Genomic DNA, 12,732 nt, shown 5'->3' on the forward strand with positions numbered 1-12,732 from the left:
AGTATCAAGTCTAATGAAATTATAAATAAAGATCTTATTTTTAATGATTTTAAACTTGGATATCTAATAGGTTCGTTTTTATTTAAGCTTTTCTTAGCTCTATATAACCATATAAAATTTTCTATTGCAGAAATTATACATTGGGCAGAGAATAATACACCGAATAAATATATCCAATTAAGATTTTCTAAGTCGACAAAATCTTTAAATACTATATAGTTTATAAAAACTAGAGTAATTATACTAGTGAGAAATCTTTGTTTAATTGCCTTTGATACGGGTTCTAATTTTAATGTATCATCAGTTTGTATAGGTGGTGTATTTACATCATCGGAAACAAATATTTGATAGCTAGATGAATAATGGTAATCAGTAGTATTATCTATATTTATTATATGTTTCCAACCTGTACTTTCACAAATCTCTATGTAGTTAGGCATATTAAATGATGATAAATCAGTAGATTCAGAGCACTCTTCAAGTATATCTATACAGAATTTGACTTTTTGGGGTTCACATTTTTTAAATTGGAAAAAACGCATAATAGGGGATATAGAGTCAAGCATCCACCCTTTTTCAGCCATTTTTTCTAAATAAAGCTCTAATGAAGTACAATCATTTTCATTGAAGCGAATAAATTTTATTAATTTATCTTTTCCTACTTTCATAAGGTACCTCCTTTTCATATGGAATTAATAGTTTTTATCAATTTCTGTCTAAAAAATTCTTGCCATCGTTGACCATAACTAGGAGTCGGTTGTATTCTTCTTTTAATGTGTTTATACCATCGTCGGTTATAATGTAGCTTATTTTTCTGCCTTCCACGGATGTTTCTCTGATTAATCCTGCTTGCTGAAATTTTCTAAGTAGGGTATATAGTGTCCCAGGTCCTACTCGAATTCTTCCGTTTGAAATAGTTTCAACCTTTTTCATGATGTCGACTCCACAGCATTCTTCAGTAAGCGCTAGAAGTACGTAATACATAGGTTCAGACAGAGTTTGAAACTGTTTTCTAGCCATAGTGTCCTCCTTTTTAAAATATAATATCGAGTATCGATATTTATAATTAAAGTGTAATATCGATACTCGATATTGTCAATTATATTAGATCAAAAATATAATTACAGAATTGTTACTAGTTCAAAAAGTTTAAGAGGGGATGATTACATCCCCAAAAAGCTTTCGTATTTTATGTTGATTTGATTATTCTTCTTTAGCTTTATCAACTATATTTTTAAATCCATCTACTAAAATATTAGCGTCTAATGAATAAGTAACTATATCAAAGCCTTGTTTGTAGTATTTATCGATATCATCAAATCTTCCAGTAAATACAGAAGAAATCTTATTGTATTTTTTGCAAGCTGCTAAAATTCTTTCTACAGCTTTTAAAAATTCTGGATTATCAAATTGACCTGGAATTCCCATAGAAATTGATAGATCAAAAGGTCCTATAAATATACCATCTACACCATCCATAGATACGATTGTTTCTATGTTTTCTAAGCAACCAACTGTTTCGCATTGTAGTATGATTAGGGTATCTTCGTTTTCTTTTTGCATGCCAACTTCTATTGGTTGTCCTTGTGGATGAGAATATCCCCAGTAATCTTTACGAGAAGGGCAGAAGCCTCTTTTGCCTATAGGGCTAAATTTGCCGTACTCAACGACTTTTTTAGCTTGTTCAACTGTTTCTATACAAGGAACGATAAGTCCCTTTGCACCTATGTCTAAAGGCTTAAGAATTGCTGGTCTTGATACTTCGCGGACTCTAACTAGAGGAACTAGACCTACACTGTCACAAGCTCTCATGTAATCCATTGAGCTTTCTGGCTCGAAAGGTCCGTGTTCGTTATCTATAATTATAAAATCAAGTCCTGTTTGACCTAAGCATTCAACTACACTCATTGAGCCTAGTTCAAAGAAAGTACCTAAGACTTTCTCGTTTTTATTTATTTTTTCTCTTAATAAATTCGCCATAAAAAACCTCCATAGTATTATATTTGTTAATTAAATTATAATACAATAGAGGTTGAAAAAACTTGATTATTTACAATATATGGCAGATTATTTTTGTTAAAATATCATATGAGAATTTTAGTGATTTAAAGCTAATGTATTCGTTGATTCCGTGTATGCCGGAGATATTGTTTTTTATATCTAGAGGGAAAAAGCCTAATGTAGGAACTCCTTTTTGTCTAAATAATCGATTATCGCTGTATCCTGGTGTTATAACAGGAAGTAATTTACAGTCTGCAAGTTCTTTTTGAATTAGGTTGAAAATAAGTTCGTGGTTAAAAGTGTGGCTTTTATTTAATAGAATATCTACATTTTCATAAAAGTATCTATCTGGAATTGTTCTTTTTGTTTGTAAATGACGTTTGTTGTAAAATTCTAGTGTGTTTTGATTGTAATATCCCATTTTGATAGCTTTATTAAAAATTTCATCGATTTTATCTGGTGTATAATTTGTATTATTTATCTCTTCGGAATTCATGTAAATTTCTCCTGTTTGAATTGTGAAATAAATATTATTGTCTAATTGAATAGGGTAGCCACCGCCTTCTCCTAAAACTAATTTTACATTGTCTAGAATATTAGTGTTATCTATAATCCATTTTGTTCCGTATTGTCCACCACTTTCCTCCTCGCAGGTGCATAGAAATATGATAGTATTTTTAGGTTTTTTCTCACGTAAATAAATATTTTTCATAATTGCCATCCAAATAGCAGTTAAGCCCTTGCAGTCTAGTGCGCCCCTACCGACAACACAGTTATTGACAATCGTAGCTTTATCGGGAGGAAAGAGCCAATTTTCCTCGCTGTAATTAGCTGTATCTATGTGGCTGTGAAGTAAAATAGACTGTTGGCTTTCTCCTCTGATGACTGCATATAGATTTCCTTTGTTGGGAACGGGCTCGTAAATTTTGTTTTCGATGCCGATTTCGTCGAATACTTTTTTTATATAAAGCACACCTTCAGTTTCGTTGTTGGAATCGATAGTAGTATTTATATTAATTAGATTGGATAGATAATTTACTACTTGTTCTATCATTTTTGTACTTATATCCTAGCATTCTAGAGGAATTTAATACTACGAAAATTGAAGATGCATTGTGGATTATAGCGGCTGCTATAGGGTTTAAGAAGCCTAATCCAGATAAAAGTATTCCAACTATATTTACAAGGACCGCAAAGACCCATATATTTTGTTTTATGATAGAATAAGTTCTTTGGCTAAGAGCTAGAGTCTCGCATAGAAAATCTATTCTGTCTGACATCAGAGTGATATCAGATGCATCTGATGCTATATCTGTTCCTGCCATACCCATCGCTATTCCTACGTTTGCAAGTGTAAGTGCAGGGGCATCGTTTATTCCATCGCCTATCATAGCTACGTGTTTTCCTTCTGATTGTAATTTCTTTATATAGTCTAGCTTTTCTTGTGGAAGAAGGTTTGATTTAAAATGTTCTATACCGACTTCTTCACATATTGCGCTTGCTGTATATTCATTATCGCCAGTAAGCATTACAAAGTCTTCTATTCCTAGAGTTTTTAATTCGTTGATAGCATCCTTTATATAAGGTCTTACTGTATCTGCTACAGATAAGCAACCTAGTATATTTTTATTTGAAAGTACAACTAGAGCTGTTCTTCCAAGCTTTTCTTCGTGATCTAAGAATTCATATATTTTTTCAGAATCAGAGTCTTCAAAATTTAATTCTTCTAGAGCTCTTCTATTTGATACCTCGTAAATTTTTTCATCTAATTTTACTTTTACTCCTCGACCAAACAGCATGTTGAATTCCCCATTTGGAATATTATTCATATCCATGTTTTCCTTATCGACAAGGTATTTTACGATAGACTTTCCAATAGGATGACCTGAATTTTTTTCCACTATCGCTAGTGCTTCTAAAAATTGTTCTTTTTTAGATGGATCGCATATGAACATATCCACAACCTCAGGTGTACCTTTAGTAATAGTTCCAGTTTTATCGAAGCATATAGTTGTGACTTTTGCGAATTCCTCGATTACAACACCGCCTTTTATTAGAACGCCTTTTTTAGCTGCGTTTCCGACGCTGGCAATTACAGCAGTTGGAGTCGCCAAAACTAATGCACATGGGCAAGCTATTACTAAAATAGACATCACGCGCATTATATCCTTTGTAAGTATAGCAGTTAAAAAGCATATGAAAAGTATAGTCGGAAGGAAGAATTCTGCAAATCTATCGGCAGTTTTTTGTACATTACCTTTGTTTTCTTGAGCGTTTTTTACAGTTTTTATAATTTGACCAAGGATAGTTTCATTTCCGATTTTTTCTGTAAGTATTTCGATTACGCCGTTTTCGTTTAAAGTACCTACAAATACCTTGTCATGAACGCTTTTATCCACAGGCATAGATTCTCCTGTTATTGCAGCTTCGTTTATTGTGGCTTGACCGTTGTTGATAATTCCATCGACTGGAATTTTTTCGCCGGCGATAACTTGGATTATATCCCCAGGTCTGACTTCTCGAATAGATACTAGCTCGAATTTATCGCCAATTTTTTTTCTACATTTATGAGGGACTAGCTTTATAAGAGAGCGAACTGCGTTTTGTGTTTTTTTCATAGTTAAATCCTCTAGAAACTCTCCAAAAATCATCATAAATGAAACTATTGAGCCAGATAAATATTCGCCCACATATGTAGTTCCAATTAGAGCTAAAACAACTAAAAGTCCAGCTGTAACCTTTCTCTTTTTAATAGTCGCAAGCAAGGTTGATCTTATTACTACAAATCCTCCTATTATTAGAGGTATTATTTCAAATGGAAATGGAAGAGAAATTTTTATAAAAAAATGAAATAAAATAGCAAGTATATTTAATAGTAGTAAAGTCATTGGAAGAATGTATATTTTATTTTTTGTGATAAATCGATTCATATTTTATACTCCTTTCTTATAAATTTATAATTTAAAACCTGAGAGAAAGAAAATTCCCTCAGGTATATATGGTTGTTAAATTACTTATTAGTCTTCTTTTTTCTTAAATAAACCGAATTTCTTTTTCTTATTATGATTATCGTCTGAATGATCATGATTATGGTCATGATCGTGATGGTGGTGATGATGACCGTGACAATGATCGTGGTCGTGTTCCTCACTTATTCCAAATAAATCATCCATATCTTCTATATCATCTAATATTCCATGATGCCCTTCATGCATATCAATTACCTCCTTTATCCCCCTGGGGGGGTTATTAATTATATTATAGATTCATAATAAAAATATGTCAATTAATTATCTAAAATGATTAAATAGGAATTTATGAGGTATAATTTAATTTATAAGCCTTTAAAAAATTAAGAATAGGTAGGAGGGAGTCACATGACTAACGGAAACCACGATCATGTACATACAAACCACGTACATTCAGATGAAGATTATAAAAAATTAATAAATAGAATGTCTAGAATAATTGGACATGCAAACTCTGTGAAGACTATGATGGAGGAGCACAGAGATTGCACAGAGATTTTGATACAAATATCTGCAGTTAAATCGGCATTAAATAACTTAGGTAAAAAAATACTTGAGGACCATATAAATAAATGTGTCGTAGATGTAGTTGGAGATGATAAGCTAGAGGAAAAACAAAAATTATTGAAGGATTTAAATGATGCAATAGATAAATTTGTGAGATAAGGTAATATAAAATCTATAGAATTTCAAAATATAATTTATGAATTGCTTAAAGCCCAGTAAATACAATGTATGTATAATTATTGGAAAAATCTATATATTTAATTTTATTTAAACAATCTTGATTAGGCACAATATATGGTGTAAAATAAATCAGTCGATACTATATATTGTGCTTTTGAAAAATTATACATAAGGAATAGCAATTCTTCAATTTTTAAATTATACAGATATACTTATATAAAGTTATAGCTATTAGTATTGATAATATATAAATTTAAAATTAAGTAATTATATTAAAACTAGAGATAAAAAGGAGATAACGATGACAGCGAATTTAAATATAATAAAGAGGGATGGAAGTAAAGTAGAATTTGATAAATCTAAAATAAGAAATGCTATATTAAAAGCCATGAAATATGGTAGCGGTATAATGGAACAAGAAATAGCAAATGATATAGCTGATGAAATAGAAAAACTGTATTTACAAGAATCATCTTCTCCAACTGTGTATAAAGTAGAAGAGTTGGTATATAAAGAACTAATAGATCACAAACAAGAATTAACTGCAAAAGCATATGAAGGATATAGAGCAGTTCAATCCTTCAAAAGAGAGGTAAATACTACAGATGATAGTATCTTAGGGTTACTAGACAAAAGTAACGAGGATGTTTTAAACGAAAATTCTAATAAAAATGGACATTTAGCATCTACACAAAGAGATTTAGTGGCAGGAGAAGTTTCAAAGGATATAGCTAGAAGAAAATTAATACCTGCGCATATTGTTCAAGCTCATGATGAGGGTGCAATACACTATCACGATATGGATTATGCAATACAACCAATACACAACTGTATGCTAATCAACCTAGAAGATATGCTAAACAATGGAACAGTTATAAACAACAAATTAGTTGAATCACCAAAATCATTTGCTACAGCATGTACAGTTACAACTCAAATAATAGCTCAAATAGCAAGTGGACAATACGGTGGAAACTCAATAACAATAAAACACATAGCTCCATTTTTAAGAGTTTCATACAATAAATATTTAAATAAATACATGGAAAAATACAGCAAAGAAATGGCGCACGAATTAGCTGAAGATAGAATGTTAGAAGAATTAAAATCTGGTATACAAACAATCAGATATCAATTATCTACATTACACACAAGTAACGGTCAATCTCCATTCTCTACAATATATCTTGAAATAGAAGAAGGTGGAGAATACGAAAGAGAAGAAGCTCTAATCTGTGAAGAAATGATACGCCAAAGACTAGAAGGTATGAAAAACTATAAGGGACAAGAAATAGGAGAAGAATTCCCAAAACTTGTCTATCTACTAGATGAACACAACTGTCTAGAAGGCGGAAAATACGACTATATAACTAGATTAGCAGCTAAATGCAATACAAAGAGATTAGTGCCAGATTACCAAAGTGCTAAAATCATGAGAAAAAATTACGATGGGGAAACTTTCCCACCAATGGGATGTAGATCTCACTTAAGCAACTGGAAGGACGAAAATGGAAATTATAAATGGTATGGAAGATTTAATCAAGGAGTAGTAAGTCTTAACTTAGTTCAAGTAGCTTTAACAGCGAACAAGGACATGGATAAATTCTGGGAAATCCTAGATGAGAGACTAGAATTATGTAGACAAGCTTTAATGGTTAGACATAATTTATTATTAGGTACACCTTCTGATATATCACCAATTCACTGGCAACACGGCGGTATCGCTAGACTTAAAAAGGGTGAAAAAATAGATCCATTATTAAAAGACGGATACTCAACATTATCTCTAGGATATGTAGGTGTTTACGAAATGACTCAAGCAATGCTTGGCGTATCACACACAACTCCAGAGGGAGAAAAATTTGCTCTAGAAGTAATGAATCACTTAAAAGACACTTGCGATAAATGGAAAGCAGAAACAGGACTTGGATTTGGATTATACGGAACTCCAGGAGAAAGCTTAACTTCTAGATTCTGTAGACTAGATAAACAAAAATTCGGCGAAATAAAAAATGTAACTGACAGAATGTACTACACAAATTCTTATCATGTTCATGTTGCTGAAGAAATAGATGCCTTCGAAAAATTAAAATTCGAAAGCCAATTCCACGATATAAGCTTAGGTGGATGTATAAGCTATGTAGAAGTTCCTGATATGAGTAAAAATTTACCAGCAGTAGAACAAATAATAAACTACATCTACCACAATATCCAATACGCAGAAATAAACACAAAACCAGATGTTTGCTTCAAATGTGGATATACAGGAGAAATCAAATTAGACGATAACATGGAATGGTATTGTCCAAACTGTGGAAACAAGGATAAAAACGAAATGCAAGTTATGAGAAGAACTTGTGGATATATAGGCTCTAACATGTGGGGTAAAGGACGTACTCAAGAAATCAGCCAAAGAGTTTTACATTTATAAAAAATTGGAGTGATTTTAATGAGATTTTCTAAAATAAAAGATAATGATATAGCAAATGGGCTAGGAGTTACGATGTCTCTTTGGACTCAAGGGTGTCCGCATCACTGCAAGGGATGTTTCAATGGAGAAACTTGGGACTTCGATGCAGGTGAGGAGTTCGAGGATTCAGATTTAGAATATATACTTGAAAATATAAATAAAAATAACGTACACAGAGATTTATCTATATTAGGTGGAGAGCCACTTTGCCCTGAAAATGTAGATGGAGTAATCGAGGTATGTAAAATATTTAAAGAAAAATTTCCTGAGAAGAAGATATATCTGTGGACAGGATATGTTGTAGAACAATTCAACGAAAAGCAAAGAAATGTGTTAAATTATATAGATGTTTTAGTCGATGGACCATTTGTCCAAGATAAGAGAAATTTATCTCTTATGATGAGAGGTTCTTCTAATCAGAGAGTTATAGATGTTAAAAAGAGTTTAGATGAAAATAAAATAGTTTTATTTAGAGATTAAAGGTAAAAAAAGGCTGACTGATATACATTTGTAAATATAAGTTAGTCTTTTTCTAATATATAGAAAATATATATTTGTAAAATATTGACTGATATCTATGTTTTCTATATAATTAAAATACTTAATAGAATAAGAGGAGGGTATTTTAATGAGTGTAATAATTTATTTAGCAGTAGTTGTATTAATGTTTGCTTCTATGTGGGTAATTTTTGAAAAGGCTGGTCTTGCAGGCTGGAAAGCTATAATACCTATTTATAATACATATTGCCTTTGTAAAATTACTTGGGGAAATGGATGGATATTTTTAGCATTTATTGTTCCTTTAGTAAACATAGTTGTAGCTATTATGACAATGTACAAGCTAGCAAAGGTATTTGGAAAGGGAGTAGGATTTTGTATTGGATTAATATTTTTAGCAGTAGTTTTCTATCCTTTATTAGCATTTAGTGATTCACAATACATGGGACCAGATAAAAAAATAGCATAATTTGCTGGCAAATAATTAAGAAATCTTAGGCGTAAATTTTTATTAGAATTTACGTCTTTTTTAATGTGTATTCACGTAGATAACTATAATATTGTATGTTACAACTTGCTTTGATAAAATAAATATAAAAGAATTTGTTATTATAAATGGAGGTGGTAAATTATGAAGGATTCAGATTGGGAAATACTATATAAATTATATAAAACACCTAATATGACTAAGGTTGCTGATATGCTGTATATAACTCAACCATCTCTTAGCAAAAGGGTAAAAAATATCGAAAAGGAATTCGGTGTAAAAATAATAAAGCGAACATCAAAGGGCATAAGATTTACTTTAGAGGGTGAGTACCTAGCAAAAAAGGCTAAGGATTACTTGGACTTTATGGAAGACGTAAAGGAGGGGTTAGCTATTTACAAGGAGCAACTACAAGGTGTGATAAAAGTCGGTTCGCCTTATACTTATAGTAAATTTGAATTGACAGATGTATTATTTGAATATAGAAAGAAAAATAAAAATATTAATTTTGATATTATGAATGACCAAAGCAATAATTTATTTAAAATGATACTAAAAAATCACATTGAGCTCGGATTTATATGTGGTGATTTTGAAGGACCAGTAAATAAAATTTTAGTCAAACAGAATAAGGCGTATATAGTATCTAAAAAGCCGATTGATTTAAAAGAATTGCCGAAGATGCAGCGTATTGACTACAAGACAAATGATAAAAGCAAAGAGATTTTAGATAGATGGTGGAATGATACGTATGGAGAAAATCCACCCGTGGGTATGTTTGCAGGCTATATAGAATTTGCATGGCAGTTGGTAGATAAAGGATTTGGTTATGCGTGTTGCTTTCTACCAGAGGGATTTGAGAAAGAATACAATTTATATACAATGCCATTATTAGATTCTGATGGAAATAATATAATTAGAAATACTTGGCTTGTTTATCCGAAAGAAAGGCAGTTGAGTATAATAGCTAAGGATTTTATCAAGTTTGTTGAAGATAATGTAAAAATAGATATTTAATAAAATTAAAATGTAAATTGGATATTACAAAAGTAATAACTTGATTTACATTTTTTTGTGTTATTCCTTTTGGGAATAACACATATAAAAAAACTATATTAGACTTTAATCTAATATAGGAGTATATTTTAAGTATAAGTTTTCATGAAAAATTTATTGAAAAGTAATAAAATAGATATAGACATATTTTAATAATATAAAGTATATGAAAGGGAGATTTGAAATGATTAAATTATACGATGAAGGTGTCTATCTAGTAAATGGTGACGCCATAGTAAAAGAATCAGAAGCTGAAAAAGTTGAACAACTAACAGGCAAAAAAGCAAACAAAGAAGAAGCTAAAAAAGGAACAATAGCTTATTCTATATTAGAAGCACACAATACTTCTTCTGATATGGACAAGTTAAAAATAAAATTCGATGCAATGGCATCTCATGATATAACATATGTTGGTATAATCCAAACAGCAAAAGCATCAGGAATGAAAAAATTCCCAATTCCTTACGTTCTTACAAACTGCCACAACTCACTATGTGCAGTAGGTGGAACAATAAACGAAGATGACCACATGTTTGGTTTATCAGCTGCTAAAAAATACGGCGGAATCTATGTTCCAGCTCATATATCAGTTATACATCAATATATGAGAGAAATGATGGCTGGTTGTGGAAAAATGATATTAGGATCAGACAGTCACACTAGATACGGAGCTCTTGGAACAATGGCAGTAGGTGAAGGTGGTGGAGAACTAGTTAAACAATTACTAGAAGATACTTACGACATCGCTTATCCAGGTGTAGTAGCTATTTACTTAGAAGGTAAACCACATCCAGGAGTAGGACCACAAGATATAGCACTTGCTATAATAGGAAAAGTATTCAAAAATGGATACGTTAAAAATAAAGTAATGGAATTCGTAGGACCAGGGGTTGCATCAATGACTACAGATTACAGAAATGGTGTAGACGTTATGACTACTGAAACTACATGCTTAACTTCTGTATGGAAAACAGACGAAGATACAAAAGCATACTTAGCTGCTCACAATAGAGTAGAAGATTACAAAGAATTAAATCCAAAAGAAGTTGCTTACTATGATGGATTAGTTTATGTAGATTTAAGTGAAATTAAACCTATGATAGCTCTACCATTCCATCCAAGCAACGTATATGAAATAGATGAATTAAACGCTAATCTTGAAGAAATACTAACAAAAGTAGAAGAAGACGCTAAAAAATTAATAGACAATCCAGAAATAGAATTCAGTCTAACTGATAAAATAGTAGATGGAAAATTACAAGTTCAACAAGGTATAATCGCTGGATGCTCAGGTGGTACTTACACAAGTGTAATGCAAGCAGCAGAAATACTTAAAGGTAAAAACTGTGGAAATGATGAATTCTCATTAGCAGTATATCCATCATCTCAACCAGTGTTTATGGATTTATTAGAAAAAGGTGCTATATCTACATTAATGGCATCTGGAGCAACTATAAAAACTGCATTCTGTGGACCATGCTTTGGTGCAGGAGATACTCCAGCTAACAACGGTTTAAGTATAAGACATACAACTAGAAACTTCCCTAACAGAGAAGGTTCTAAACCAGGAAACGGACAAATGTCATCAGTTGCTTTAATGGATGCTAGAAGTATAGCAGCTACAGCAGCAAATGGAGGTATCTTAACTTCTGCAACTGATTTAGTAAATGAAGCTAATATACCAGGCTACAAATTCGACGATTCTGCATATAGAAGCAGAGTATATCAAGGATTTGAAAAAGCTGACGATGAATTAGATTTAGTTTACGGACCAAATATAAAAGACTGGCCAGCAATGAGTGCATTAGCAGACAATATATTATTAAAGGTTTGCTCTAAAATACTAGATGAAGTTACAACTACAGACGAATTAATACCATCAGGAGAAACTTCAGCATTCAGATCTAACCCATTAAAATTAGCTGAATTCGCATTATCAAGAAGAGACCCTGAATATGTAGGAAATACAAAAGCAGTTGACAAAGTAGAAAAAGCTAGATTAGAAGGACAAGATCCAACAGCTTTAGATGCTAAGCTTGCTGATGTTTACGCTAAAATAACTGAAAAATTCGGTATAGACAACGTTAAGGATATAGAAATAGGAAGTATGATCTACGCTAAGAAACCAGGTGATGGTTCTGCTCGTGAACAAGCTGCTAGCTGCCAAAGAGTTATGGGTGGACTTGCTAACATCTGTAAAGAATACGCAACTAAACGTTATCGTTCAAACGTTATGAACTGGGGTATGGTTCCATTCCAAATGGAAGCAGATGCTGAGTTCGAGGTTGGAGATTATATATTTGTTCCAAATATAAGAAAAGCATTAGATGGAGACATGAAGGACATAAAAGCTTATGTTATAGGAGATGAAATCAAAGAATTAAGCCTATACATAGCTGATATGACAGACGACGAAAAAGAAATAGTTAAAGCTGGATGCTTAATCAACTACAACAGAAATCGCAAAGCTAGCAAATAGATATTAGATTACTATTCAATATAAA

At 31.8% G+C, this 12,732-nt stretch carries 12 protein-coding genes; 6 read left to right on the forward strand and 6 right to left on the reverse strand.

The features are described from left to right. The 6 genes from ACI3VO_RS12995 to ACI3VO_RS13020 all read right to left on the reverse strand — a co-directional run. Window positions 1–668, reverse strand: a 668-nt coding sequence (locus ACI3VO_RS12995; protein ID WP_439758325.1) for a DUF2812 domain-containing protein, incomplete at its 3' end; no start/stop codon positions are given. Window positions 669–705: 37 nt separating this feature from the next. Next, window positions 706–1,020, reverse strand: coding sequence for a PadR family transcriptional regulator (locus tag ACI3VO_RS13000; RefSeq protein ID WP_439758326.1), 315 nt, complete (start codon window positions 1,018–1,020; stop codon window positions 706–708). Between the two features lie 183 nt (window positions 1,021–1,203). Next, window positions 1,204–1,980, reverse strand: coding sequence for an HpcH/HpaI aldolase family protein (locus ACI3VO_RS13005; RefSeq protein ID WP_439758327.1), 777 nt, complete (start codon window positions 1,978–1,980; stop codon window positions 1,204–1,206). Between the two features lie 70 nt (window positions 1,981–2,050). Next, window positions 2,051–3,055, reverse strand: a complete 1,005-nt coding sequence (locus ACI3VO_RS13010; protein ID WP_439758328.1) for a M20/M25/M40 family metallo-hydrolase — start codon at window positions 3,053–3,055, stop codon at window positions 2,051–2,053. Further along, entirely contained in the window at window positions 3,015–4,931 is a 1,917-nt protein-coding gene (locus ACI3VO_RS13015; RefSeq protein ID WP_439758329.1) for a heavy metal translocating P-type ATPase, read from the reverse strand. The genes ACI3VO_RS13010 and ACI3VO_RS13015 overlap by 41 nt, the downstream gene beginning before the upstream one ends. Before the next feature lie 87 nt (window positions 4,932–5,018). After that, window positions 5,019–5,216 carry a hypothetical protein gene (locus tag ACI3VO_RS13020; protein WP_439758330.1) on the reverse strand — a complete coding sequence of 66 codons (198 nt, stop codon included), beginning with the start codon at window positions 5,214–5,216 and terminating at the stop codon, window positions 5,019–5,021. A gap of 162 nt (window positions 5,217–5,378) precedes the next feature. Here ACI3VO_RS13020 and ACI3VO_RS13025 point away from each other — a divergent pair, with 162 nt between their 5' ends. The 6 genes from ACI3VO_RS13025 to ACI3VO_RS13050 all read left to right on the forward strand — a co-directional run bounded on the left by ACI3VO_RS13025 (window position 5,379) and on the right by ACI3VO_RS13050 (window position 12,707). Then, window positions 5,379–5,696, forward strand: a complete 318-nt coding sequence (locus ACI3VO_RS13025) for a metal-sensing transcriptional repressor (RefSeq protein WP_439758331.1) — start codon at window positions 5,379–5,381, stop codon at window positions 5,694–5,696. Between the two features lie 322 nt (window positions 5,697–6,018). Continuing rightward, window positions 6,019–8,148: an anaerobic ribonucleoside-triphosphate reductase gene (gene nrdD / locus ACI3VO_RS13030; RefSeq protein WP_439758332.1), complete on the forward strand. Its 2,130-nt coding sequence runs from the start codon at window positions 6,019–6,021 to the stop codon at window positions 8,146–8,148. 18 nt (window positions 8,149–8,166) lie between these two features. After that, entirely contained in the window at window positions 8,167–8,667 is a 501-nt protein-coding gene (gene nrdG / locus ACI3VO_RS13035; protein ID WP_439758333.1) for an anaerobic ribonucleoside-triphosphate reductase activating protein, read from the forward strand. Window positions 8,668–8,815: 148 nt separating this feature from the next. After that, window positions 8,816–9,154: a DUF5684 domain-containing protein gene (locus tag ACI3VO_RS13040; RefSeq protein WP_439758334.1), complete on the forward strand. Its 339-nt coding sequence runs from the start codon at window positions 8,816–8,818 to the stop codon at window positions 9,152–9,154. A 162-nt stretch (window positions 9,155–9,316) separates the two neighbouring features. Continuing rightward, the gene (locus ACI3VO_RS13045; RefSeq protein WP_439758335.1) at window positions 9,317–10,189 is read left to right on the forward strand and encodes a LysR substrate-binding domain-containing protein; all 873 of its coding nucleotides are present in this window, start codon (window positions 9,317–9,319) and stop codon (window positions 10,187–10,189) included. Between the two features lie 223 nt (window positions 10,190–10,412). Next, on the forward strand, window positions 10,413–12,707 hold the full coding sequence (locus ACI3VO_RS13050; protein WP_439758336.1) for a hydratase: 2,295 nt from the start codon (window positions 10,413–10,415) through the stop codon (window positions 12,705–12,707). The last annotated feature ends 25 nt before the right edge of the window (window positions 12,708–12,732 follow it).

Origin of the sequence: Intestinibacter sp. (genome assembly GCF_051866655.1) — a bacterium.
Taxonomy (GTDB): Bacteria; Bacillota; Clostridia; order Peptostreptococcales; family Peptostreptococcaceae; genus Intestinibacter.